Origin of the sequence: Nocardiopsis mangrovi (genome assembly GCF_042653925.1) — a bacterium.
Classification (GTDB): domain Bacteria; phylum Actinomycetota; class Actinomycetes; order Streptosporangiales; family Streptosporangiaceae; genus Nocardiopsis_B; species Nocardiopsis_B mangrovi.
The window spans coordinates 1-23255 of sequence record NZ_JBHSFQ010000025.1 but is presented as its reverse complement, the minus strand read 5'-3'; the positions used below and the strand labels follow the sequence as shown (position 1 = coordinate 23255).

The 23255-nt window shown below is 73.9% G+C and carries 24 protein-coding genes; 15 read left to right on the top strand and 9 right to left on the bottom strand.

The features are described from left to right. Position 1: 1 nt before the first annotated feature. From ACFO4E_RS21790 to ACFO4E_RS21770, 5 genes are all read left to right on the top strand, one after another. Complete coding sequence (locus ACFO4E_RS21790) at positions 2-913, top strand: F0F1 ATP synthase subunit gamma (protein ID WP_378577672.1); 912 nt, start codon at positions 2-4, stop codon at positions 911-913. Between the two features lie 7 nt (positions 914-920). After that, entirely contained in the window at positions 921-2363 is a 1443-nt protein-coding gene (gene atpD, locus ACFO4E_RS21785) for a F0F1 ATP synthase subunit beta (protein WP_378577670.1), read from the top strand. 75 nt (positions 2364-2438) lie between these two features. Continuing rightward, positions 2439-2846, top strand: coding sequence for a F0F1 ATP synthase subunit epsilon (locus tag ACFO4E_RS21780; protein ID WP_378577668.1), 408 nt, complete (start codon positions 2439-2441; stop codon positions 2844-2846). Between the two features lie 70 nt (positions 2847-2916). Beyond that, a complete protein-coding gene (locus ACFO4E_RS21775) occupies positions 2917-3396 on the top strand; it encodes a DUF2550 domain-containing protein (RefSeq protein WP_378577666.1) in 480 nt (159 codons plus the stop codon). Between the two features lie 137 nt (positions 3397-3533). Next, positions 3534-3833, top strand: a complete 300-nt coding sequence (locus ACFO4E_RS21770; protein ID WP_378577664.1) for an MTH1187 family thiamine-binding protein — start codon at positions 3534-3536, stop codon at positions 3831-3833. Positions 3834-3926: 93 nt separating this feature from the next. Here the strand turns inward: ACFO4E_RS21770 and ACFO4E_RS21765 are convergent, their stop codons facing one another. The 3 genes from ACFO4E_RS21765 to nucS all read right to left on the bottom strand — a co-directional run bounded on the left by ACFO4E_RS21765 (position 3927) and on the right by nucS (position 7309). Next, positions 3927-4523, bottom strand: a complete 597-nt coding sequence (locus tag ACFO4E_RS21765; RefSeq protein ID WP_378577662.1) for a cob(I)yrinic acid a,c-diamide adenosyltransferase — start codon at positions 4521-4523, stop codon at positions 3927-3929. Between the two features lie 383 nt (positions 4524-4906). After that, positions 4907-6427: a M20/M25/M40 family metallo-hydrolase gene (locus tag ACFO4E_RS21760; protein WP_378577660.1), complete on the bottom strand. Its 1521-nt coding sequence runs from the start codon at positions 6425-6427 to the stop codon at positions 4907-4909. Between the two features lie 204 nt (positions 6428-6631). Then, positions 6632-7309, bottom strand: coding sequence for an endonuclease NucS (nucS, locus tag ACFO4E_RS21755; protein ID WP_378577658.1), 678 nt, complete (start codon positions 7307-7309; stop codon positions 6632-6634). A 282-nt stretch (positions 7310-7591) separates the two neighbouring features. Between nucS and ACFO4E_RS21750 the strand changes: the two genes are divergently transcribed. The 3 genes from ACFO4E_RS21750 to mftG all read left to right on the top strand — a co-directional run bounded on the left by ACFO4E_RS21750 (position 7592) and on the right by mftG (position 10855). Then, entirely contained in the window at positions 7592-7978 is a 387-nt protein-coding gene (locus ACFO4E_RS21750) for an SCO5389 family protein (protein WP_378577656.1), read from the top strand. A 139-nt stretch (positions 7979-8117) separates the two neighbouring features. Further along, positions 8118-9317, top strand: coding sequence for a 3-hydroxyacyl-CoA dehydrogenase (locus ACFO4E_RS21745; RefSeq protein ID WP_378577654.1), 1200 nt, complete (start codon positions 8118-8120; stop codon positions 9315-9317). A 5-nt stretch (positions 9318-9322) separates the two neighbouring features. Next, entirely contained in the window at positions 9323-10855 is a 1533-nt protein-coding gene (mftG, locus tag ACFO4E_RS21740) for a mycofactocin dehydrogenase MftG (RefSeq protein ID WP_378577652.1), read from the top strand. A gap of 27 nt (positions 10856-10882) precedes the next feature. On the opposite strand, the gene ACFO4E_RS21735 is transcribed toward mftG, so the two are convergent. From ACFO4E_RS21735 to mce, 4 genes are all read right to left on the bottom strand, one after another. Beyond that, on the bottom strand, positions 10883-11614 hold the full coding sequence (locus ACFO4E_RS21735; RefSeq protein WP_378577650.1) for an alpha/beta hydrolase: 732 nt from the start codon (positions 11612-11614) through the stop codon (positions 10883-10885). A gap of 135 nt (positions 11615-11749) precedes the next feature. After that, the gene (locus tag ACFO4E_RS21730; RefSeq protein ID WP_378577648.1) at positions 11750-12067 is read right to left on the bottom strand and encodes an ATP/GTP-binding protein; all 318 of its coding nucleotides are present in this window, start codon (positions 12065-12067) and stop codon (positions 11750-11752) included. 156 nt (positions 12068-12223) lie between these two features. After that, positions 12224-13525, bottom strand: coding sequence for a DivIVA domain-containing protein (locus ACFO4E_RS21725; protein WP_378577646.1), 1302 nt, complete (start codon positions 13523-13525; stop codon positions 12224-12226). A gap of 443 nt (positions 13526-13968) precedes the next feature. Further along, positions 13969-14409: a methylmalonyl-CoA epimerase gene (mce, locus tag ACFO4E_RS21720; protein WP_378577644.1), complete on the bottom strand. Its 441-nt coding sequence runs from the start codon at positions 14407-14409 to the stop codon at positions 13969-13971. 93 nt (positions 14410-14502) lie between these two features. Between mce and ACFO4E_RS21715 the strand changes: the two genes are divergently transcribed. Beyond that, positions 14503-15690 carry an acetyl-CoA C-acetyltransferase gene (locus ACFO4E_RS21715; RefSeq protein ID WP_378577643.1) on the top strand — a complete coding sequence of 396 codons (1188 nt, stop codon included), beginning with the start codon at positions 14503-14505 and terminating at the stop codon, positions 15688-15690. A gap of 91 nt (positions 15691-15781) precedes the next feature. Further along, a complete protein-coding gene (locus ACFO4E_RS21710) occupies positions 15782-16363 on the top strand; it encodes a DinB family protein (protein WP_378577641.1) in 582 nt (193 codons plus the stop codon). Between the two features lie 23 nt (positions 16364-16386). Here the strand turns inward: ACFO4E_RS21710 and ACFO4E_RS21705 are convergent, their stop codons facing one another. Together ACFO4E_RS21705 and ACFO4E_RS21700 are read right to left on the bottom strand one after the other, a co-directional pair. After that, on the bottom strand, positions 16387-17736 hold the full coding sequence (locus tag ACFO4E_RS21705) for a sensor histidine kinase (RefSeq protein WP_378577639.1): 1350 nt from the start codon (positions 17734-17736) through the stop codon (positions 16387-16389). Between the two features lies 1 nt (position 17737). Beyond that, positions 17738-18430, bottom strand: a complete 693-nt coding sequence (locus ACFO4E_RS21700; RefSeq protein ID WP_378577637.1) for a response regulator transcription factor — start codon at positions 18428-18430, stop codon at positions 17738-17740. Between the two features lie 148 nt (positions 18431-18578). Between ACFO4E_RS21700 and ACFO4E_RS21695 the strand changes: the two genes are divergently transcribed. From ACFO4E_RS21695 to meaB, 5 genes are all read left to right on the top strand, one after another. Beyond that, positions 18579-18851 (top strand): hypothetical protein, encoded by a 273-nt coding sequence (locus tag ACFO4E_RS21695; RefSeq protein ID WP_378577635.1) that lies wholly within the window; start codon positions 18579-18581, stop codon positions 18849-18851. Next, on the top strand, positions 18848-19915 hold the full coding sequence (locus ACFO4E_RS21690; protein ID WP_378577633.1) for an AAA family ATPase: 1068 nt from the start codon (positions 18848-18850) through the stop codon (positions 19913-19915). Before ACFO4E_RS21695 ends, ACFO4E_RS21690 begins: the two co-directional genes overlap by 4 nt. A 65-nt stretch (positions 19916-19980) precedes the next feature. Further along, positions 19981-20799, top strand: a complete 819-nt coding sequence (locus ACFO4E_RS21685) for a DUF58 domain-containing protein (RefSeq protein WP_378577631.1) — start codon at positions 19981-19983, stop codon at positions 20797-20799. A 254-nt stretch (positions 20800-21053) separates the two neighbouring features. Next, positions 21054-21773: a S1C family serine protease gene (locus tag ACFO4E_RS21680; RefSeq protein ID WP_378577629.1), complete on the top strand. Its 720-nt coding sequence runs from the start codon at positions 21054-21056 to the stop codon at positions 21771-21773. Between the two features lie 231 nt (positions 21774-22004). Next, positions 22005-22958 (top strand): methylmalonyl Co-A mutase-associated GTPase MeaB, encoded by a 954-nt coding sequence (gene meaB / locus ACFO4E_RS21675; RefSeq protein WP_378577627.1) that lies wholly within the window; start codon positions 22005-22007, stop codon positions 22956-22958. The last annotated feature ends 297 nt before the right edge of the window (positions 22959-23255 follow it).

The following is a 23255-nucleotide window of genomic DNA, read 5'->3' as shown; positions in this document are numbered from 1 at the left end:
CATGGGAGCACAGCTTCGCGTCTATCGCCGGAGGATCCGCTCGACCAAGTCGATGGCGAAGATCACCCGGGCGATGGAGCTCATCGCCACCACGCGCATCACCAAGGCGCAGCGGGCGGTCGAGGCGGCGGGTCCCTACGCACGCGAGATCACCCGCGCCGTCTCGGCCGTGGCCTCGCGGGTCTCCGAGCACCCGCTGCTCACCGAGTCCGAGAACCCGACCCGGGCGGCCATCCTCGTCATCACCAGTGACAAGGGACAGGCCGGCGCCTACACCGCCAACGCCATCAAGGAGGCCGAATCCCTGACCGCGCTCCTGCGCGAGCAGGGCAAGGAGGTCCTGCTGTACGTGGTCGGCCGCAAGGGGATCGCGTACTACCGGTTCCGCGACCGCGCCATCGAGCAGACCTGGGAGGGCATCACCGAGCGTCCGGCCTACGCCAGCGCCAAGGAGATCGGTGAGACCCTGATGGGCCGCTTCACCAAGGACAGCGAGACCGAGGACGGCGTGGACGAGATCCACATCGTCGCGACCGAGTTCGTCTCCATGCTCACGCAGCGGGCGGAGTCGCACCGGGCGCTGCCGCTGGAGGTCGAAGAGGTCGAGGCCGAGGAGCTGGAGCGCGAGCAGGGCAAGAACCTGCCGCTCTACGACTTCGAGCCCTCGCCCGAAGAGGCCCTCGACCAGCTGCTGCCGCAGTACGTGACGAACCGGATCTACTTCGCCCTCCTCGAGTCCGCGGCATCCCAGTGGGCATCGCGCCGCAATGCGATGAAGTCGGCCACGGACAACGCCGAGGACCTTGTCAAGAACCTGACCCGCCAGGCCAACCAGGCCCGCCAGGCGGAGATCACCAACGAGATCAGCGAGATCGTCGGCGGCGCCGATGCCCTCGCTGCTGCCAGGGAGTGAGTGAGAAGTGACTGCGACAGTCGAAGGGACGGCAGCGCCTGGCACGGCCACGGGGCGCATCGCCCGGGTCACCGGCCCGGTCGTCGACGTGGAGTTCCCCGTCGACGCGCTGCCCGCGATCTACAACGCCCTGCACACCGATGTGACCCTGGGCGGTGAGACCAAGACGCTGACCCTGGAGGTCGCCCAGCACCTCGGCGACAACCTGGTCCGCACCATCAGCCTCGCGCCGCAGGACGGCATGGTCCGCGGCGCCGAGGTCCGCGACACCGGCGGCCCCATCAGCGTCCCGGTCGGCGACGTCGTCAAGGGCCACGTGTTCAACACGCTGGGCGAGTCCATGGACGTGCCCACCGCCGAGCTCGGGGTCCAGGAGCGCTGGCCGATCCACCGCAAGGCCCCGCCCTTCGACCAGCTCGAGTCGAAGACCGAGATGATGGTCACCGGCATCAAGGTCATCGACCTGCTGACCCCCTACGTCCGGGGCGGCAAGATCGGCCTGTTCGGCGGCGCGGGTGTGGGCAAGACGGTGCTCATCCAGGAGATGATCACCCGTATCGCCCGCAACTTCGGCGGTGTGTCCGTCTTCGCCGGGGTGGGGGAGCGTACCCGTGAGGGCACCGACCTCTTCCTGGAGATGGGCGAGATGGAGGTCCTCCCGGACACCGCGCTGGTGTTCGGCCAGATGGACGAGCCTCCGGGCACCCGGCTGCGCGTCGCCCTGTCGGCTCTGACCATGGCGGAGTACTTCCGCGATGTGAAGAACCAGGACGTGCTGCTGTTCATCGACAACATCTTCCGGTTCACCCAGGCCGGTTCCGAGGTCTCCACCCTGCTGGGGCGCATGCCCTCCGCGGTGGGCTACCAGCCGAACCTGGCCGACGAGATGGGCCTCCTCCAGGAGCGCATCACCTCGACCCGGGGCAACTCGATCACGTCGATGCAGGCGATCTACGTGCCCGCGGACGACTACACCGACCCCGCGCCGGCCACCACGTTCGCCCACCTCGACGCCACCACCGAGCTGTCGCGGCCGATTTCGCAGAAGGGGATCTACCCGGCGGTGGACCCGCTGGCCTCGACCTCGCGCATCCTCGACCCGCAGTACGTGGGCCAGGAGCACTACGATGTGGCGCAGCGCGTGATCGGGATCCTTCAGCGCAACAACGACCTCCAGGACCAGATCGCGATCCTCGGTATCGATGAGCTGTCCGAAGAGGACAAGATCATCGTGCAGAGGGCCCGGCGCCTGGAGCGCTTCCTCTCGCAGAACATGTTCGTCGCCGAGAAGTTCACCGGCAACCCCGGTGTGTTCGTGCCGCTGGAGGAGACCATCGCCTCCTTCAAGGCGGTCTGCGACGGCGAGTACGACCACCTGCCCGAGCAGGCGTTCCTGGACGTCGGCAACATCGAGATGGCCGTCGAGAAGGCCAAGAAGCTCCAAGGCTAGCGTTCGGCGGGAAGCGGGCGGCGACACGCCGCCCGCTTCCCGCGAATTCGCCCACGAGCAAAGGGGTTAATGGCAGTGTCGAAGAAGCTTTCCGTCGAGATCGTGTCGCCCGAGCGCGAGCTGTGGGCGGGCGAGGGCGACATGGTCATCGCGAAGACGACCGACGGCGAGATCGGCGTGCAGCCGGGGCACATCCCGGTGCTCGCGCTGCTGGCGCCCGGCGCGGTGGTGCGGGTCGTCGGCGGACGCGAGAACGGCGATGTCCGGGCCGCGGCCCACGGGGGGTTCATCTCCGTGTCCGACGGCAACCGGGTCTCCATCCTCGCCGAGGTCGCCGAGCTGGCCGAGGACATCGACGTCTCGCGCGCCAAAGCGGCCCTCGCCGCAGCGGAGTCCGAGGGCACGGGCGTGGAGGACACCGAGGGCCAGGCCCGCGTGGCCCGTGCGCGCAGCCGCCTCCAGGCCGCCGGCGAGTCGGTCTGACGGAAGACGGGTCCGCCGTCCGCCGGGCACGCCCGGCGGCGGATCACGAGAGGCGAGGGCGAGGACCAGGGTGCAAGGGCTGTTCGATCAGGTGTGGTTCCGGATCGCCGAATGGCTCGTCTTCACCCTGCTCCTGGTGGCCCTCCTGTTGTTGATCGGCGTCACCGTGCGCAGGTTCGTCCTGGAACGCGGGGGTGGCGCCGTCGAGTGCCACCTGCGCGCCGTCGGGCCCCGGAAAGGCCCGTGGCGCATGGGATTCGGGCGCTATGGGAGCGATGACCTGCGGTGGTACCGCATCTTCTCCCTCTGGCCGCGGCCGGCAGCCGAGCTGTCGCGCCGCGGTCTCGTCGTTGTGGGGCGCCGCACGCCCACTCCGGCCGACCTCGCCGAACTCGCCCCTGACGTGGTGGTGGTCGAGGTGGGCTGGGCCGCCGCCGACGGTTCCGATCCCAAGGAGCCGGTGTACGAGCTGGCCATGAGCGAGAGCGCGCTGACCGGCTTCCTGTCGTGGCTGGAGTCCATGCCGCCCGGCACCATCTGGCAGTCCTGACCCGGCCCGGACGCCGCCGCCTCGCCGCCGCCTCGCCGCGGCCCCTCAGCGGGCCGTCCCGGCCGCCGGCCGACGCGGATTCGCAGCGGGGCGCCCCGACACGCGACATCCGGGCCGCCGCGGCTTAGGGTGGGGGCATGATCGTGGCATTCTCTGTGAGCCCTCTGGGAACCGGTGAGTCCGTCGCCCCGGCCGTCGCGCGCGCCGTGCGCGTCGTCCGCGAGAGCGGGCTGCCGAACCGCACCGACGCGATGTTCACCAGCATCGAAGGCGAGTGGGACGAGGTCATGGACGTCGTCAAGCGCGCGGTGGCCGCGGCCGGCGACGGCGCCGGCCGGGTCAGCCTCACCCTCAAGGCCGACATCCGCGACGGCGTGACCGAGGGCCTCAGCCACAAGGTCGAGTCGGTCGAACGCGAACTCGCCGCCGGCTCCTGACACCTTCCCTGCGTTCCTTCCGCGAGCGGCTCCGCCGCGGTGGTCCCGGCGTGCGCCGGCGGCCGCCGGGGCGGAGCCGGCCGCCGGCGTGGTTCAGCGTTCGCCGCCCGGTTTCCACAGCACTTCGGTGCCGTCGCGGCCCAGGACCCGGCACAGCACGAACAGCAGGTCGGAGAGCCGGTTGAGGTAGCGGGCGGTCAGCGGGTTCACGCCGTCGCCGTGGGCCTCGATCGCCGCCCAGGCGCTGCGCTCGGCGCGGCGGGTCACCACGCGGGCCGTGTGCATGAACGCCACCGTCGGTGAGCCGCCGGGCAGGATGAAGCTCCGCAGCACCGGGAGGCCGGCGTTGTAGGCGTCGCAGTCGGCCTCCAGCCGGTCGATGTAGTCCGGCTCCACCCGCAGCGGCGGGGCCGCGGTCTCGGCCCGCACAGGGCACGACAGGTCGGCGCCGAGGTCGAACAGCTCGTTCTGCACCCGGCCCAGCAGCGTGCGGATGTCATCGGGGATCTCGCCCACGGCCAGGGCGGTCCCGATGGCGGCGTTGGCCTCCTCCACGTCGGCGTAGGCGGCCAGGCGCGGGTCGGTCTTGGCGGCGCGGCTCATGTCGCCCAGGTGGGTCGTCCCGGCGTCCCCGGTCCGGGTGTAGATCTTCGACAGCACGACAGGAGTGTCGGAATCCCGTTTGGTCATGGGGCAACCCTAGACGGGGCCGTGCATAACCGTTCGGCATCGGGGGGTGAAGGCGCTTCACACCCCTGATACCGTGTGCAGTGGAAGTGCTACCCAGAGTAGCGATTCGGTGGCCGGCGCATGTGCGTGCCACCGCTCTTCGGGTGTGATGGCGGGGGCCGGCCGAAGGGAGGAACGCTCGGGAGGCGCTTCCCGCCTGACGCGGCCTGGTCCGCGCGGGGCGGCTGACACGGGTCGGGGGGCCAGGTCAGCCGTCCCCGAGGCACCAGCGGGTCCGGGGGTCACTTCCGCCCGCGCACGCCGTCCCGGGCCCCCGGGGCGGCGTGAAACGCCCGTGGACGAGGATCGCTCCTCGTCCACGGGCGCCCAGTGCGGTCGGACGGTTACCGCAGCCAGCGGTCGCCCAGGCGATCGGCCTCGAACTCCTGGGCCTGCTGTGTGGACGCGACGCCGTTCACCGGGAGGGTGCTGTCGGCGTAGGTCTCGACGGAGTGGGCGATGGCGTCGGACAGGTCCTCCACCGCGTCCCAGTTGATCTCATCGACCCGGTCGTCGGCCGTGTGGTAGTTGGCGTCGTAGGGCTCCCCGGCGACCCCGCCGTAGTACTCCACCTGCTCCTCGGTCTTGATCCCGTCGGCGCCGCTGAACAGGCCGCCCGAGGGGACCCCCGCCTCCATGAAGGCGCTGTAGTCGGACCGGCCGCTGAACTCCGTGGGCTCGCTGACCAGGTCCTGGCCGGTGAAGTAGTCCTCGAAGAGCTTCTGGATCGCGGCGGAGCCCGCGGGCGGCGGCAGCGAGCCGTCGAGCTCGCCGCGGCCGTCGTAGACGAACCGGCCGAAGTTCTCCGAGCCGATCATGTCGAAGTTCAGGTAGAGCGCGATCTGCTCCAGCTCGTCGTCGCTCAGCCCTTCGACGTAGCGGGTGGAGCCGACCAGCCCCTCCTCCTCGGTGCCCCAGAACGCGAAGCGCACCTGGTTGTTGGGGGTGTCGAGCCGGGCGAACTGCCGGGCCGTCTCCAGGACCGCCGCCGTGCCGCTGCCGTTGTCGTTGATGCCGGCGCCTTCGGGGACGCCGTCCAGGTGGGCGCCGACGACCACGGTGTTGTCGGGCGCGCCGCCGGCGGATTCGGCGATGATGTTGTAGGAGGACCGCGTGGTGACCGCGGCGTCGACGGCCAGCCGGAGTTCGAGGCCCTCGCCCGCGGCCAGCAGCTCGGCGCCGACCTCCGGGGTGACCCCCACGACCGGGACGGCGGACTCGGTGCCCACGGTGCCGTTCAGCGGGCCGGGCTCGTTGTTGATGACGACGACTCCGGAGGCGCCCGCGTCGGCGGCGTTCTGCGTCTTCTCGGAGAACGGGCAGGTGCCGCGCAGGGTGATGGCGACGGCGCCCTCGGGGAAGCCGGCGAAGTCGTCCGCCGCGCAGCCGCTCTCGGCGCTGTCGGCGTTGACCGGCACACCCGGCGCGGTGGTGTCGCCCGCACCGGAGTACGACATCGTGACGAAGTCGTCGGCCGGGGTGAACTCGCGCTTCTCGGGGGCGGTCTGGGTGAGGACCGCGGGGCTGTTCTCGGCCCAGCTGTCGTACTCGTAGGTGTGCTTGACGGGGGTGTAGCCCGCCCGCTCCAGCTGGTTGATCACGTACTTCGCCGCGACGTCGTAGCCCGCGGTGGCGCTCGCGCGGTTGCCGCCGTTGTAGTCCGCGATCGTCTGGAGGTTCTCCATGTGCGCGCGGATCTTGTCCGTGGTCACCAGGGTGGGCAGCACGGACTCATCGGCGTGCGCGGTGCCGGGCGCCAGCCCGAAGCCGAGCACGAGGGCGGCGGTGGCGCCGCCCGCGGCCAGCCGCCGCGCCACGGGGGCGCGGCCGGGGGATGGTACGGGGTGTCTGCTGGGCACGTTCATCCTCCTGAGCGAGCGCCCGCCTACCAGGGGTGATGGGGCGGGCGCGAAGATGCGAGGTACCGAGCAGACTGTCAGGAGGGCATACGCAGATCAAGGCGGGCCGCCCGTCATTGCCACATCCAGCCACATACCTTCCGCGGGCGGCAGATGGTGTGGTGTGATGAACGGTTCCACTTGATCATGATCACCCCATATGTCCTCTTTTTAGAAGAGGCGCGGGATGTCGGGCTCGATTCCGCGCAGGGCGTCGTAGTCGAGGGTCACGCAGCCGATGCCGCGGTCGGTGGCCAGCACGCGCGCCTGCGGCTTGATCTCCTGGGCGGCGAAGACCCCGCGCACGGGCTTGAGAGCGGGGTCGCGGTTGAGGAGTTCCAGGTAGCGCGTGAGCTGTTCGACGCCGTCGATGTCCCCGCGCCGCTTCAGCTCGACGGCGACGGTCGCGCCGGCGCGGTCGCGGCAGAGGATGTCCACCGGTCCGATGGCGGTGGGGAACTCGCGGCGGATCAGGGTGTAGCCCTCGCCGAGGGTGGTGATGTGCTCGGCGAGCAGCTCCTGGAGGTGGGCCTCGACCCCGTCCTTCTGCAATCCGGGGTCGGTCCCCAGCTCGTGGGAGCTGTCGTGCTGGATCTCCTCGATGCGCAGGACCAGCTTCTCGCCGGACTTGCCGTGGGTGACCGTCCAGACGTCGGTGCCGTCGTCGGCCACCCCCTCGCGCACCGTGCACGGTGGGTTCATCCAGTTCAGCGGCTTGAAGGCGCGGTCGTCGGCATGAATCGACACCGACCCGTCGGCCTTCATCAGGATGAGCCGGGGGGCCATGGGCAGGTGGGCGGTGAGGCGGCCGACGTAGTCGACGCTGCACCGGGCGATCACGAGTCTCACGCTGCACGATCCTAGCCCCGCTGTGCGGCCCGGGGGGCCGCTCCGCGGGCTCCGGTAGTGCCGAGGGGGGCACCGGTCCGCGCGCCGGGCGGACCCGCGCCCGGGAAGGGGACCTCATCCCCGTGTGGCGCCGGAGGTAGCCAGGTCTGTCCGCCGCGCGCTAGGACGACGGCGCCCGGGCGGCTAGCGTCGAACGTCGCACCAGGCGCGAGCGGCCCCCGGCGCCGCCGACGGTGCCGGCCCCGGGCCGCGGCGCCATGTGCCACCGAGAGAGGGACACACATGTCGTTGACGGTCGCACCGGAACTTCTCGACAAGGCCGAGCAGGGCCCCGTGGCCGATCCGGACTTCCTCGCGTGCGTCCGGGCCTCGCTGCCCTACGCCTGGGGCGTCGTCAGCGGGCTCGCCGAAAGCGCGCGGGACGGGGGTTCCGGCTTCGCGGCCAACGAGGTCCCGCCGCCCGGCGAGACCGAGCGCGGCCAGCTGCTCCGCCTTCTCGCCAGCGACGCCATGCGGGCGGCCGTGGAGCGCCACTTCGGCATGCGCCTGGCATTCCAGAACTGCCACCGGGTCGCCCTGTTCACGCCCGCCGCCGAAACCGCCCGCCGCGAGTTCGTCACGCCCCGCGCCCAGCTGCTCAACCAGTCGCCCGAACTCGTCGACTGCTGATCCCCGCCCCCGGCGCGGATGCGCGCGCTTCCGGCGGCCGGACGCCCGCGGCCCGGCCGCCGGAAACGGTCCGCCGCGGCCCGGCCGGCCACGGCTACCCGGCGGTAACGGGGTGGCGGCAACGGGCTAGGGTGAAGCCATGGTGCAGGAATTCCACAAGGTCGGAGTGGTCGGGCTCGGCGCGATGGGCGCCGGCATCACCGAGGTGTTCGCACGGGCCGGGTTCGAGGTGACCGGTGTCGAGATCGACGACACCGCGCTCGACGGGGGCCGCGCCCGCGTCGCCGCGTCGCTGTCCAAGGCGGTGGACAAGGGCAAGCTCACGGGGCACGAGCAGACCGCCATCGAGGACCGCATCACCTTCGGCACGGACCGCGGCGCGCTGGCCGACGCCGACTTCGTCGTCGAGGCCGTCCCCGAACGCCTCGACATCAAGCGCCACGTCTTCACCGACCTCGACCGCATCTGCCCGCCCGGAACCATCCTGGCCACCAACACCTCCTCCCTGGCCGTCACCGAGATCGCCGCGCTCACCAGCCGCCCCGGCAAGGTGGTCGGCCTGCACTTCTTCAACCCGGCGCCGGTGATGAAGCTGGTCGAGGTCGTCGGCACCGTCATCAGCGAGCCCGGCACCGTCGAACTCGCGGCCGAGGTCGCCAAGCGCATCGGCAAGACCCCGGTCGTGGCCGGCGACCGCGCCGGGTTCGTCGCCAACGCGCTGCTGGTCCCCTACATCAACGACGCCATCGGCCTCTACGAGCACCGGATCGCCTCCCGCGAAGAGATCGACACCGCCATGACCGCGGCCGCGGGCGTCCCCATGGGGCCGCTCACACTGGCCGACCTGGTCGGCCTGGACGTCTGCCTGGCCGTGCTGGACGTGCTCTGGGCGGAGTTCCGCGCGCCCCGCTACGTCGCCGCCCCGCTGCTGCGCCGCATGGTCGCCGCCGGGCGCCTGGGCCGCAAGAGCGGACGCGGCTTCTACGACCACACCCGGGAGGACGTCGCCGAGGACCTGCCCGCCGGGCGGCTGGCCGCGTCCGTACGCGGGGGAGAGCTCGACTTCGGCGTGGCCGACCTGCTGCTGGCGCGGCACATCGACGACGCCGCCCGCATGGTGGGCGACGGCTACGCCGACGCCGACGCCGTCGACACCGCCATGCGGTTCGGCTGCGGCTACCCCAAGGGGCCCGTCGAGCTGCTCATGGAACGCGGCCCCGACGCCGTCGCCGGCACCCTCGGCGCCGTGGCCGACGCCCACTTCGCGCCCTACGCCCCCTCCCCGCTGCTCGCCGCGATGGTGCGCGACGGCCGCTCGTCGCCGCACGCCCCGTCCTGAGCGCCGTGGGCCGGTACGGCGGCCACGACGTCATCGTCGTCGGGGCCGGCTCCAGCGGAGCCGTCCTCGCCGCGCGCCTGAGCGACCGGCCCGGCCGGCGGGTGCTGCTCCTGGAGTCGGGCCCCGCCTACACCCGCGCCGCCGACGTGCCGCCGGAGGTGCGCGACGGCACCACCATGGCCGCAGCCGTGCCCGGCCACCCGCTGAACTGGTCGCTCACCAGCACCGTCACCCCGGGGCTGCGGCGGCCGGTACCCCGCGGCCGGGTCGCGGGCGGGTCGGGGGCGATCAACGGCGGCGCCTTCGTGCGCGCCACCCCGGCCGACTTCGACGCCATGGCAGCGGCCGGGCACCCTGAGTGGTCCCACCGCGCCGTGCTCGCGTCGTTCGCCGCACTGGAGACCGACCACGACTTCACCGGCCCCGGCCACGGCACGCGCGGGCCGGTCCCCGTGCGCCGGGTCCGCACCGGCGCGGCCCCCGTGACCGCGGCGTTCCTCGACGCCTGCGCCGGCCTCGGCCTGCCCGAGGAGGCCGACAAGAACGCCGGCGGGCCCCCGGGCGCCGGGCCGCTCCCGCTCAATGTGGTCGGCGGTGTCCGGCACAGCGCCCTGTTCACCCACCTGCTCCCCAGAGCGGGCCGCCCCGGCCTGACCGTGCTCGGCGGCGCCACCGTCCGGCGGGTGCGCTTCCGCGGCACGCGCGCGACCGGCGTCGAGGCGCTCATCGGCGGTCGGCCGCGCGTCTTCCACGCACCCGAGGTCGTGCTCAGCGCGGGCGCGGTCGGCACCCCGCGGCTGCTCATGCTGTCGGGTATCGGGCCCGCGGCCCGGCTGGCCGGCCACGGCATCCCGGTGGTGCACGCCGCCCCGGGGGTGGGGACGCGGATGAGCGACCACCCGAGCGTCGCGGTCGGCCACCTGCCCGCGGCCGGCGCGGTGCGGGGGCCGGACAGCCCCGTGGCGGAGGCCGCGCTGCACGCGGCCGCGCCGGCCGGCGCGGCCGGGCTGGAGCTCATGCCCTACACCGCCCCCTTCGACCGGCTGATCCCCGCACCGGGCGCCGCCCCCGGCCCGGGCGAGTGCGCGATCGGCGTGCAGGTGCTGCGCCCCGCACGCACCGGGACCGTCACCCTCGCCTCCGCCGACCCAGGGGCGCCGGCCCTGCTCTCCCACGGCCACCTCACCACGGCGGCCGACCGGGCGTGCATGCGCGACGGCGTGCGGCTGTGCGTCGACATCATGGAGACCGCCGCTTTCCGCGCCGTGTCCCCGCGGCACAACGGGCCCCCGCCCGCGGTCCTCGGCTCCGACCGGGAGCTCGACGGCTGGATCCGTGCCCGGCTGTCCACCGCCGTGCACCTGTCGGGCGGGTGCGCCATGGGCGACGTCGCCGACGCCCACGGCCGGGTCCTGGGCGTCGACGGCCTGCGGGTGGCAGACACCTCCCTGCTGCCCCGGGTCCCCGAGCGCGGCACCGGCGCGACCGCCATGGTGATCGGCGAGCACCTGGCCCGCCTCGTCGACGCCGAGGGCTGACACCGGCCCCGGCGGCGCGGCCGCCGGTCAGAGGGTGTCGCGCTCGTAGGGGCCGTCCCACTCGGTGGGCAACGGGTGGGCGCCGGGCGCCACGCGCCGTACGATCTCGTCGAGCGCGGTGCGCACGTAGGGCTCGCCGACCCACAGGTGCTTGGCGTTGTCCACGCCGATGACCTCGGCCTGCGGCACGCGGGCGAACCGCCTGCGCGCCTCATCGGGGCGCAGGTAGTCGTCGAACTCGGGGACGAGCGCCACAAGGGGCTTGCCGGACGCGGCCCACACGTCGAGATCGGCGTCGCCCGCGCGGTGCAGCGGCGGGGACAGCAGCACCGCGCCCCGCACCTCCGGGTCGCAGCCCCACTTCAGCGCGAGCTCGGTGCCGAAGGACCAGCCCACGAGCCACGGCGCGGGCAGCCCCTCGAACTCGGCGAACTCGATCGCGGCGGCGACGTCGTACCGCTCGGTCTCGCCCTCGCCGAACGTGCCCTGGCTGGTGCCGTGCCGCGACGTCGTGCCGCGCGTGTTGAAGCGCAGCACCGCCACCCCGGCGAGCGCGGGCAGCCGGAAGGACGCCTTGCGCATGACGTGGCTGTCCATCATCCCCTCGGCCGTCGGCAGCGGGTGCAGGCAGATGATGGTGGCGACGGGATCGCGGTCCTCGGGGAGCGCGAGCTCCCCGACCAGCTCAAGGCCGTCGGCGGTGTGCAGGGTGATGGGGCGGCGGTCGGCGGGCAGCACCGTGCTGGCGCGGATGTCCATGGCTCCTCGGTCGGATGTCACCGGCTCGTGGACGCGGCACGAGCACGTCGGAAGGTGGTGGGCGGTGCGCCGGGCGGACGGGCCGCCCGGTGTGCTGCCGCGGTCCCGGCCGGTCCGGGCCGCGGCCTCGGTACCTCAGTACCTCGGCGGCCGGACGCCCCGGTGGGCGCGCTTCTCCCAGCAGGAGGAGTGCCAGTGGCGGCGGTCGTCGCCGTCGCCGAACGGCCGCCAGGCCACCACGTGCGGCATGCCGGGCGGGATCTCCTGGTGGCAGCCCGGACACCGGTAGGGCTTCGCCGCGGCGGCGCCGCTGATCCGCCGCACCGCCCATTCGCCGTCGGGGCCGGTCTCCCGGCGCTCGCCGCCGGTGACGCGCAGCAGCAGCGCGTCGGGATCGGACGTCGGTCGGGCGGGGTCCCCCTTGCGGCGGGGGGAGTTGCGGCGCGGACTCACCCCTCCAGGGTAGGAGGCCGCCGTCCGCGCTTTCGAACCCGCCTCCCGAGCCCTGCGTCACACACCTCCCACGCGCCGTGCGGCCGGTGGAACGCCGAGGGCCCCGATCCACCCGGATCGGGGCCCTCGGCGTACTCGACGGTGGGGGAGTAGGCCCTACTCCTGCCACCAGTCCTCGTTGTCGGCGCCCTTGCCGGCGGACACCGGCTGGCGGCCGGCGCCCTTGGTGGGCTCGATCGCGGGCTGCTCCTTGGCCGCGGACACCGGCTGGGCGGCCGGGGCCGGGGCGGAAGCGGGCACGGCCGGCATCGAGGCGTCGCCGCCGCCGAGCAGCTGGCGCAGCTGCTGGAGGTGCGACTGGATGCTGTCGCGCTGGCGGGTGAGCTCGTCGACCTGCTGCTGGGCAGCGGTCATGATCCGGTCGGCCTCGGACTTGGCGTCGCCGACCAGGTGCTCGGCCTTGGACTTGGCCTCGCCGTTGACCTGCTCGGCGTTCTTCTTGGCGTTGGCGACGACCTGCTTGGCGTGCTGCTCGGCGTCGCGCCGGGTCTGCTCGGCCTGGGCGCTGGCCTTGGTGGCGCGCTGCTCGGCGCTGGAGGCGCGCTCCTCGGCCTCCGACACCAGCTTCTGCGTGGCGGCCTGCGCGGCGGCCAGGCGCTCGGCGTCCTGGCGCTCGGCCTCCTCGCGGCGGCTGGCGAGCTGGATCTCGAACTCGGCCTCTTCCTGCGCCCGCTTGGCCTCGCTCTCCTCGGCCGTGCGCTGCGCCTGCGCGCGCATTTCGTCGGCCTGGCGCTTGGCGGTCTGCACGGTTTCGTCGCGCTCGCGCTTGGCGGACGCACGGGCCTGGGCGCACTCGCGCTCGGTGGTCGTGCGCAGCTTGGCGATCTCGCCCTCGAAGGTGGCGCGCTTCTCGGCGATCTCGTGGTCGACGGCGGAGCGCTTCTTCTGGACCTCGCGCTCGGTGGTCGACGTGAGCTCGTCGGCCTCGCGGCGGGCCGTGGTGCGGATCTCGTCGGCCTCGCCCTCGGCGCTCTGCCGGGTCTCGTCGGCTTCGCGCTGAGCGGAGGTGCGGAGGTCGGTGGCCTCGTTCTCGGCCGCCGCGCGCATCTCGGCGGCCTCGATCTTGGCGCCGGCCTTGATGTCGCCGGCCTCGGCGCGGGCGCCCTGGACGAGTTCGGTGGCCTGCTCCTCGGCGAGGCGCAGCAGCTGCTCGATGCGCGCGCCCAGCCCGGAGTAGGTGGGACGGTCCTGCTCCTGGAGCTGGCGCTTGGCCTCGGAGAGGTCGTTGCGGCTCCGCTCGACCTCGTGGCGCGCCTGGTTCAGCTCCGCGTGCTTCTGCGCGATGTAGGTGGTGACCTGGTCCCGGTCGAAGCCGCGCAGCACCACGTCGAACTCGGTGGCCTGGCTGCCTTCCTCGAAGAAGTTGGTGAGCTGGGTTTCAATATTATTGGACGACATGTGGCGGGTTCCTGAACGGGAGACGAGACGGCTGCATTACGGGGGTCATGCTGTCGAGGCGGGTGCGCTGTGCGCGTCGCCGTGTGCGGCCGGTCCCCACGCCTGGGTCCGGCGGGCTGTCCTCCGGGGAGGCTACTCCGCCAAGACCTGCCGCGTAGGGAAGTTCGCTCCATCGATATCGATATGGAGTCGTCGCCGGCCTGCGAGGGACGCCATGTGCGCCGGACCCGGCTCGGACCTGCTCGGGCGGGGGACAGGGACAGCGCCAGAGAACTGGCAGCTAGCAGACTTTACCAATCCCACGCCCCCTGGGAAGAGGGTTCGCGGTAATTCGTCCATGATGCGGCCCATATCCGTGCGGACAGACGTGCGCGGACGCCGAAAGTGACGGTTGCATTACACCTCCGGCGCCCCGCGGCCCGTGGAGCGCGGAGGCGCCCCGCTCACCCGTGGCCGTCGCCGGCCTCCGCCGCCTGCACGATCTCGGTCAGCACGCCCCCGCAGTCCTTGGGGTGCAGGAAGGCGATCCGCGACCCCATCGACCCCGCGCGCGGGACCGGGTCGAGGACGCGCACGCCCCGCGCGCCGATGGCCTCGGTCTCTGCGGCGACGTCGGGGGTCCCGAACGCCACGTGGTGCACCCCCTCGCCGTGGCGGGCGAGGAACTTGGCGACCGGCGAGTCCTCCCGGATGGGTTCCAGCAGTTGCAGGTAGGTGGCCTGGCCGTCGTCCGTGCCGTTGACCCGGAGCATGGCCTCGCGCACGCCCTGCTCCTCGTTGACCTCGATGTGGGCGACCTCGAAGCCGTAGGCGGACCGGTAGAACTCGATTCCGGCGTCGAGGTCCTTGCAGGCGATGCCGACGTGGTCGATACGGGTGAGCATGGCAGTCCAACCTCCCAGGGGATCGGTCACCGACGTGTAGGTATCGTTGCAGACCCGGAGCGACACAGCGTCACAAGAGTGTGGAGGCCCTCGATGCCCGGATCCGTCATCGTCAGTGGAGCACGGACCCCCACCGGAAGGCTGCTCGGGTCGCTCGCCGGATTCAGCGCCGTCGACCTCGGCGCCGTCGCCATCGAGGCCGCGCTCTCCCGCGCCGGCATCACCGGCGGACAGGTCGGCTACGTCGTCCTCGGCCAGGTCCTCCAGGCCGGCCAGGGGCAGATCCCCTCGCGCCAGGCCGCGGTCAAGGCGGGCATCCCCATGAGCGTGCCCTCCCTGACCATCAACAAGGTGTGCCTGTCGGGCCTCGACGCCATCGCCCTCGCCGACCAGCTCATCGCCGCCGGGGAGTTCGACGTCGTCGTGGCGGGCGGCATGGAGTCCATGACCAACGCCCCCCACCTGCTGCCCAAGTCCCGCCACGGCTACAAGTACGGGTCCATCGAGGTGCTCGACGCCACGGCCCACGACGGCCTGACCGACGCCTTCGACGGCGACTCCATGGGCGCCTCCACCGAGCGGCACAACACCCGGCTCGGCATCGGCCGCGAGGAGCAGGACGCCTTCGCCGCCCGCTCGCACCAGCGCGCGGCGGCCGCGATCAAGGACGGCCGCTTCGACGCCGAGATCGTGCCCGTGAGCATCCCGCAGCGCAAGGGCGAGCCCCGCCTCTTCACCGAGGACGAGGGCGTGCGGCCCGAGACCACGGCCGACTCCCTGGCCCGCCTGCGCCCGGCCTTCGACGCCGACGGCACGATCACCGCGGGCTCCTCCTCGCAGATCTCCGACGGCGCCGCCGCCGTCGTGGTCATGAGCCGGGCCAAGGCCGAGGAACTGGGCTGCACGGTCCTCGCCGAGATCGGCGCGCACGGCAACGTCGCCGGCCCCGACAACTCCCTGCAGTCCCAGCCCGCCAACGCGATCCGGCACGCCCTGGGCAGGGCCGGCGGCGACACCGCCGCCCTCGACCTCATCGAGATCAACGAGGCGTTCGCCAGCGTCGCCGTGCAGTCGGTGCGCGAACTCGGGGTCTCCGAGGACATCGTGAACGTCAACGGCGGGGCCATCGCCCTGGGCCACCCCATCGGCGCCTCCGGCGCGCGCATCGCCCTGCACTTGGTCCACGAGCTGCGCCGCCGCGGGGGCGGGCTGGGCGCCGCCGCACTGTGCGGGGGCGGCGGCCAGGGCGACGCCCTGCTGTTCACCGTCCCGGGAGCCTGACCCCCGCTCCACCACCGCGCGAGCGGCCCGGGCGCACGCCGAAGGCGAACGCGCCTTCCCGTCCCCGGGCCGCCTCGCTACGGTCGTGCGCATGACCACCGCACAGCCCGGAGAACGGGCCGACACCGCCGCCGACGCCCCCACCCCCTCCCCGGCCGAGTGGACCCCGAGCCCGGCGGAGGCGCGGGTGCTGCGCGCCGGGACCGGCGGCGAGCGCGAGACCCTGGAGGCGTTCCTCGACTACCTGCGCGACGCCGTCGTGCGCAAGATCTCCGGGGCGGGCGAGGCGGAGGCCCGCCGCCGCCTGGTGCCGTCGCACACCACACTGGCCGGGATGCTGCCCCACCTGTGCCTGGTCGAGAAGAACTGGTTCCACCGCACCCTCACGGGCCGCACGCGGGCCGAGGTGGGCATCGACCTGCCCGGCCCCGACGACTCCTGGACCGTTCCCGAGGACGCGACCGTCGCCGGCCTCATCGCCGAATACGAGCGGGTCTGCGAGCGGTCGCGGGAGATCGCGGCCGGCTACGCCCTGGGCGACCGCGCGTCCCACGAGCAGGTCGGCGAGGTGTCCCTCCGGTGGATCCTCGTGCACATGATCGAGGAGACCGGCCGGCACGCGGGCCACGCCGACATCATCCGCGAACAGCTCGACGGCGCCCGGGGGGAATGAGGCGCGGACGCGGAGCCGCGGGGTCAGATCCGCGGCGCGTGCAGGACCGGTGACCGGTCGCCCAGCGGGTCCCCGGCGGGCGGCGCGGCGGTGCGGCGGTCGGCGTCGGCCAGGGCGCGGTCGGGCAGCCACAGCACGAAGGTGCTGCCCACGCCCAGCGCCGAATGCACCGCCACTGCACCGCCGTGGCTCTCGGCGATCTGGCGGACGATCGCCAGCCCCAGGCCCACCCGGCGCTCCCCGGGGGTCGGGGGCGCGGCCATGGCGCGCTCGGGCCGGCCGAACCGGTCGAAGATCCGGTCCTGGTCGCCGGCCGCGATGCCCGGACCGTCGTCGCGCAAGGCGATCCACGCCCACCCGCTGTGGCTCCCGACCGCCAGCAGTAGCACGCTGCCGCCCGGTGCCATGCGCACGGCGTTGGACAGCAGGTTGTCGACGGCCCGGCGCAGCGCCTGCGGGTCGCCCGCCACCACCGGCCCGGGTGCCAGCCGCCGGGTCAGCGCCAGCTCGCGCTCGGCGGCCAGCGCCGTGTACTCCTCGGCCGCCTCCCCGGCGATCGCGGCCAGGTCCACGTCGACGTCGGCGAACGCGGGGGAGTTGCGCCGGGCGGACGCCAGCAGGTCCTCCACCAGGCTGGTCATCCGCCCCGTGGCCCGCGTGACGATCGCCGCCGCCTGCGCCCGCGCGGCCGGGGCGGCGTCGTCGTGGGCGAGCACGGCGTCGACGTTCGCCTGGATGACGGCCAGCGGGTTGCGCAGTTCGTGGGAGGCGTCGTCGACCATCTGCCGCTGCGCCGTGAACGCGCCCTCCAGCCGGTTGAGCATGTCGTCGACGGTGTCGGAGAGCGCGCGCAGCTCGTCGCGCGGCCCCTCCGATCCGATGCGCCGCGACAGGTCGGTGGCGGAGATGTCGCGGGCGGCGGCCGTGATGCGCCGGACGGGTCGCAGCGCCCGCCCCGACAGCCACCACCCGGTGGCCAGGCTGGCGATGAACAGCCCGCCCGCCGCCACCACCGAGTAGTCGCGCAGGAGTTTGAGCACCTTGTAGTTGACCGCCGCCTCGACGCCGCGCATGTCGACGGCCTCGAACTCGCGCCCGTCCTTGACCTGCAGGTCCCCGCTCTCGTCCTCGTAGACCTTGCCCGCCGTGACCGGTTGCAGCGGCTCGGCCTCCAGTGTGCTGGACAGCGAGACGTAGATCCCGCCCAGGACCAGCACGGCGAACCCGAACAGCACCGCCGAATAGGTGACCGTCAGCCGGAACCGGATCGTCTGCGACCACGCCGGCCCCCGGCGCAGCACCCCCGTGCCCGCGGCCCGGAGCCGCTCACCGGTCCCTGCCCCAGAGCCGGTCCCGCGCGCCTCGCCCCACATGTCACCGCTCCGCCCGTAGCCGGTATCCGCGGCCGATCACCGTCTCCAGGACCGGCCCCTCCCCATCGGCGGTCAGCTTGCGCCGCAGCGTGCCGACCGTGACCCGCACGCTCTGCGTGAACGGGTCGGTGTTCTCGTCCCAGACGTGTTCCAGCAGCTCTTCGGCCGAGACCACGTGGCCCGGCCGCGACATCATGTAGCGCAGCACGCCGAACTCCTTCAGCGTCAGCGACAGTTCGCGGCCGTCGCGGGCCGCCACGTGCCGCGCGCTGTCGAGGTAGAGGCCGCCGACCTCCAGCACGGCCGAGCCGCCGGTGACGTCCCTGCGCAGCAGCGCCCGGATCCGGGCGAGCAGCTCCACCAGCGCGAACGGTTTCGTGATGTAGTCGTCGGCGCCTTCGTCGAGGCCGCGGACGCGGTCGGTCAGCCCCGAGCGCGCCGTCAGCATCAGGATGCGCAGTTCGGGCCCCGACGCCGTGGCGAGGTCGCCGCGCCGCACCGCCCGGCAGATCGTGAAGCCGTCGGAGTCGGGCAGGGTGATGTCGAGGATCATCAGGTCGTACTCGGTGACGGCCAGCTTCTCGGTGGCCTCGGCGGCGGTGGCCGCGGTGTCCACCGCGTACCCCGCGCGGCCGAGGCCGCTGCGCAGCGCGCTGACCAACCCCTCTTCGTCTTCCACCACCAGAAGTCGCACGGACTCACCATAACCGTGCGGGGAAGGCCCTCCAGGGTCGGCTTTCAACGGATTTTCGGTGACGTTTCCGGGCGTTTTCGGGGGTCGCTGGTGTGCTGTCCGGAGCCGGCCGCCCACGGTCGGCAGTGTGGACCGCGAAGGAGCCCCCATGGCCGAACCGCCCCGCCACGGCCGCAGCACGCTCGCCTGCGCCACGACCGGCCTCGCCGCCGGGCTGGTCCTGGCCGGCGCCGCCTGCGCCGTCGCCGCCGACGCCCGGAGCGGGGCACCGGCCTACGTCGAGACGGTGTGGTCGGCGCACCCCGATGCCGGCACGGTTCCGGCCGCCCGTGCCGGAGGGGCACCGGGCGACGTCATCGCGCACGGAGCCGCCGCACACGGTCCCGCCGAGGCCGGCCGCACCGCGGCGGGGCGGCTGTGAACACCGGGCCGGCCACCGGGGCGCTCGCCGACCTCGGACCCGAGGAGCCCCCCGGAGCGCGGCGGGCCGGCGCCCGCGCGGCCCTTCTGGAGCGCACCCTCGCCGAGGTCGAACGGGTCGTCGTCGGCCAGGACCGGCTGATCGAGCGGATGCTCGTGGGGCTGCTCGCCCGCGGCCACTGCCTGCTCGAAGGAGCCCCGGGAGTCGCCAAGACACTCACGGCGCGCACCCTGGCCGCCGTGATCGGCGGCCGGTTCGCCCGCCTGACCCTGACCCCCGACCTGGAGCCCGGCGACGTCGTCGGCACCCGCGTGCGGCGGCCGGCGTCCGACGGCTTCGCGTTCGAACCCGGGCCCGTCTTCGCCCACCTCGTCCTGGCAGACGGGATCGACCGCGCCCCGGCCAGGGTGCGGACGGCGCTGCTGGAGGCCATGGCCGAAGGGCGGATCGCCGTCGCCGGGACCGCCCACCCGCTGCCGTCGCCCTTCCTGGTCCTGGCCACCCTGAACCCCGTCGAGTCCGACGGCGCCGGCCCGCTGTCGGCGGCGCAGCGCGACCGGTTCCTCATGAAGCTGGTCGTGGACCACCCCGCGCCACTGGACGAGCTGGCCATCCTGCGGCGCATGGGCGTGCGCCCGCCGCGCCCCTCCGCCGTCCTGGCCCCCGACCTCGTCGCCGAGCTGCAAGAGGCCGCCGACGACGTGTTCGTGCACGACGCCGTGGCCGAATACACCGTGCGGCTGGTGCACGCAACCCGGGAACCCGCCGCCTACGGCCTCGCGGACGTGGCCGGGCTCGTGGCGTTCGGGGCCGGGCCGCGCGCCACCCTCGGCCTGGCCGCGGCGGGACGCGCGCTCGCCGTCCTGCGCGGCCGCGACTACCTGCTGCCCGGCGATATCGCCGACGTCGCCGCCGACGTGCTGGCCCACCGGCTCGTCCCGACCCCCGCCGCGCTCGCCGACGGCCACGATCCGCGCGCGGTCGTCGGCCGCGTCCTGGACGGGGTGCCCCGTCCCGAGACCGTGCCGCCGGGCCGGCGGCCGTGGACGGGGCCGCGGCTGTGAACACGGCAGGCGGGTGCGCGCCGCGCACCCGGACACCGACCACCGGACGCACGCAGGAGGGGTACATGCAGGGGGAAGCGCAACGACTCCGCACCATCGCCGACGGCACCCGCCGCCGGGCCGCCCACCCGGCCGAACCCCCACGGGGAGCCGCGCCGGTGGAGGCGGAGCAGCAGACGTGGGCGCTCGTCGACGCCCCGGCGGCCATGGACTTCGGCGCCGCCACCATGCCGAAGCGGGACCTGGCCACCTCGGTCGTCTCCACCGTCGCCCTGCTGGCCGAGCGCTCGCGGCACCCGGTGGGCGTGCGCATCGCCTACGGCCGAATGCTCGGCACGGTCCCCGCGAAGGACGGGCCGGCCCCGATGACGAGCACGCTGCGCACGCTGCTCGGGCTGCCGGCCCCCGCCCGGTGGGACGTCCCCGGGGTCGACCTCGCCGAGGCGCTGGACCGGCTGCACAGCGAGCACCCGGGCCCCGGGCCGAGGATCATCGCCGCCGCCTTTCCCTGCGGCGAGGGCGGAACGGGACCGCTGCCGTGGGAGGCCCCGCTGCGCCGGCTGGCCCTCCGCCACGACGTCACCGCCGTGGAGATCCCCGACCCGCGCGACCTCGACCTCCCCGATGTGGGGGTGATCGCCCTGGTCGACCCGGCAACGGGCGCGCGGCGGGAGATCGCCACCTCCGACCCGCTGCTGCGCGACCGCCACGCAGCGGCGGCGACGGAGCGCGGCCGGCGCCGGCTCGCGGCCTTCCACGCCGCCGGTGTCACCCACATCCGCCTGGGAGCCGCCCACGCCCCGACGCACGACGTGCCCGCCCGGCGCCGCCCCTGGACCGTTCCCGGTACACGGGCCTCATCCGCTTCCGGGTGGGACCGGTGACGCCGCACCACCGGCCGCCGGCACGCGGGCCCGATTTCTTCTTCCCCGACGCACCCGGACCCGATCTCACCGCCCGGAGGACACGAGAGGCCCGCTCCTCCTGGCCGCCACCGCCCCCACCGCCGGCGCCGACACCTACGGTGTGGGCCACGGCCGCGCGGCCGGCCCCGAGAAAGGGGGAGCGCGGACGGCACCGCACCACCGGCACCGGCGGGCCGCCTCCGGCCCGGCGCGGGCCCCGGGGGGTCGTCCCCGTGGCCGTGCTGCTCGCCGCGCTCACCGGCGGCACCGCCGGGTGGCTGGGCGGGTCGGTCGCCCGGGAGGGCGCCCTCCAGGCCGCCCAGACGCCCGCGGTGCCGGCCGAGACGGCCGCGGTGCCGTCCTCTCCGGCCGGCGTCGCCGACGCCGCGGCGGTCGTGCTCCCCAGCCTGGTGTCGGTCGAGACCGCCGCCACCTCGGGCTCCGGCTTCGCCTACGGAGGCGCCGGCCACGTCCTCACCAACGCCCACGTCGTGGGCGACGCCGAAGCGGTCCGCGTGGTGCGTGCGGGGGAGCGGCCCGTCGACGCCGAGGTGGTCGGTACGGACACCGCGCGGGACATCGCCGTCCTGTACGCCCCCGACGCCGGGCTGGAGCCGGTGCGACTGGGCGACGCCGCCGCGCTGCGCATCGGCGACACGGTCCTGGCCGCCGGCTCGCCGCTGCGCCTGGCGGGGACGGTCACCTCGGGCATCGTCAGCGCCGTGGACCGCGAAGCGCGGCTGGGCGGGGCGGCCGACCCGCAGCCGGTCATCCAGACGGACGCGGCCATCAACATCGGCAACTCCGGTGGCCCGCTGATCGACACGGCGGGGCGGGTCGTCGGGGTCAACACCGCCATCGCGACCGTGGGGCCCGGCGGCGGAAGCATCGGCATCGGCTTCGCGGTCCCCATCGACCGGGCCGCGGAAGCGGCCGATGACCTCATCGGCTGAGCCGCCGGACCGCGCCGGACCTTCGGACCGCGGCCCCGGGAAGCCGCGGCCGGGGGTCCGCGGGCGGCCGTCCGCCGCGGTCCGGCCCCGAAGACCGATCCGGCCGGGTGGGCCGGGCCGTGCGCGCCCGGCCGGATCGCCGTACCGGCGACACCGTCACCTCCGGCGCCCCCGCGCGGGCGGCGCTTGCGATACTCGGGCGGACCGGGACCTTCAGCGCCGAGGAGTCAGATGGACGTCCGCCAACTCGTCGACCGCACCCTGCACGGCGACCCCCGCGCCATCGCACGCGCGATCTCCCTGGTGGAGAACGCGTCGCCCGTCCTGCGGGAGATCATGTCCGGGCTGGCCCCGCACACGGGGCGGGCCCGGGTCGTCGGGCTCACGGGGGCGCCCGGTGTGGGCAAGTCCACCAGCACCAGCGCCCTTGTGGCGCGGCTGCGCGAGCGGGGCACCAGCGTCGCCGTCCTCGCCGTCGACCCCTCCTCGCCCTTCACCGGAGGCGCCCTGCTCGGCGACCGGGTGCGCATGCAGGAGCACGCGGGCGACACCGGCGTGTTCATCCGGTCGATGGCCAGCCGCGGCCACCTGGGCGGGCTGTCCTGGGCGACCCCGCACGCGCTGCGCGTGCTCGACGCGGCGGGGTTCGGGGTGATCCTCGTGGAGACGGTCGGCGTGGGCCAGGCCGAGGTGGACATCGCCCGGCACGCCGACACCACGGTCGTGCTGAGCGCTCCGGGCATGGGCGACGGTGTGCAGGCGGCCAAGGCCGGCGTTCTGGAGATCGCCGACGTCTTCGTGGTCAACAAGGCCGACCGCGAGGGCGCGCACGCCACCGTGCGCGAGCTGCGCCAGATGATCGCGCACGTCGAGCGCCCCGCCGGCGCGTGGAAGCCGCCGATCGTGAGCACGGTGGCCGCCCAGGGCGACGGCATCGCCGAGCTGCTGGGCCGGCTCGACGACCACGACGCCCACCTGCGCGGCAGCGGTGAACTGGAGGTGCGGCGCACCGCGCGCGCCCGTGAGGAGATCGAGGCCGTCGCCGTGCGCGCGCTGCGCGAGCGGCTGGGCGACGTGCACGGCCACTCGGCCCTGGACAAGCTCGCCGACGAGGTGGCCCGCGGCCACACCGACCCCTACACCGCCGCCGACGCCGTCGTGGCGGCCCTCACGGAGGCGGGGTGACGCCCCGGATTCGTGTCGGCACGGTAAATAGTGACGGCCGGCGCGCCCGCGCAAGGGGGGATCCGTTCGCTTGCCGCGAATTCGGGACACGAAATGCGCTTCGAGTAGTTGGATGTAAGCAGGACATCCCTGGAAAAGCCGTGCCGGCACGGTGCCCCCTGGTGGGGTTTCTCCCCGGGGGCTGGTTTGCGGAAAGTGGGGTTCGGGTTTTCCGTCCCTGTCTGACCGCTCTGTGAGGAGCGACGAGTCATGTTCGAGAGGTTCACCGATCGCGCGCGGCGCGTGGTTGTCCTGGCG

Coding starts and splice junctions, on each gene's coding strand:
- ACFO4E_RS21790 (WP_378577672.1), top strand. CDS start 2: ATGGGAGCACAGCTTCGCGTCTATCGCCGGAGGATCCGCTCGACCAAG.
- meaB (WP_378577627.1), top strand. CDS start 22,005: ATGGACGTCCGCCAACTCGTCGACCGCACCCTGCACGGCGACCCCCGC.
- ACFO4E_RS21725 (WP_378577646.1), bottom strand. CDS start 13,525: ATGTCGTCCAATAATATTGAAACCCAGCTCACCAACTTCTTCGAGGAA.
- ACFO4E_RS21760 (WP_378577660.1), bottom strand. CDS start 6,427: ATGAACGTGCCCAGCAGACACCCCGTACCATCCCCCGGCCGCGCCCCC.
- mce (WP_378577644.1), bottom strand. CDS start 14,409: ATGCTCACCCGTATCGACCACGTCGGCATCGCCTGCAAGGACCTCGAC.
- ACFO4E_RS21765 (WP_378577662.1), bottom strand. CDS start 4,523: ATGACCAAACGGGATTCCGACACTCCTGTCGTGCTGTCGAAGATCTAC.
- ACFO4E_RS21715 (WP_378577643.1), top strand. CDS start 14,503: ATGCCCGGATCCGTCATCGTCAGTGGAGCACGGACCCCCACCGGAAGG.
- ACFO4E_RS21770 (WP_378577664.1), top strand. CDS start 3,534: ATGATCGTGGCATTCTCTGTGAGCCCTCTGGGAACCGGTGAGTCCGTC.
- ACFO4E_RS21750 (WP_378577656.1), top strand. CDS start 7,592: ATGTCGTTGACGGTCGCACCGGAACTTCTCGACAAGGCCGAGCAGGGC.
- ACFO4E_RS21695 (WP_378577635.1), top strand. CDS start 18,579: ATGGCCGAACCGCCCCGCCACGGCCGCAGCACGCTCGCCTGCGCCACG.
- ACFO4E_RS21735 (WP_378577650.1), bottom strand. CDS start 11,614: ATGGACATCCGCGCCAGCACGGTGCTGCCCGCCGACCGCCGCCCCATC.
- ACFO4E_RS21685 (WP_378577631.1), top strand. CDS start 19,981: ATGCAGGGGGAAGCGCAACGACTCCGCACCATCGCCGACGGCACCCGC.
- ACFO4E_RS21705 (WP_378577639.1), bottom strand. CDS start 17,736: ATGTGGGGCGAGGCGCGCGGGACCGGCTCTGGGGCAGGGACCGGTGAG.
- ACFO4E_RS21745 (WP_378577654.1), top strand. CDS start 8,118: ATGGTGCAGGAATTCCACAAGGTCGGAGTGGTCGGGCTCGGCGCGATG.
- ACFO4E_RS21710 (WP_378577641.1), top strand. CDS start 15,782: ATGACCACCGCACAGCCCGGAGAACGGGCCGACACCGCCGCCGACGCC.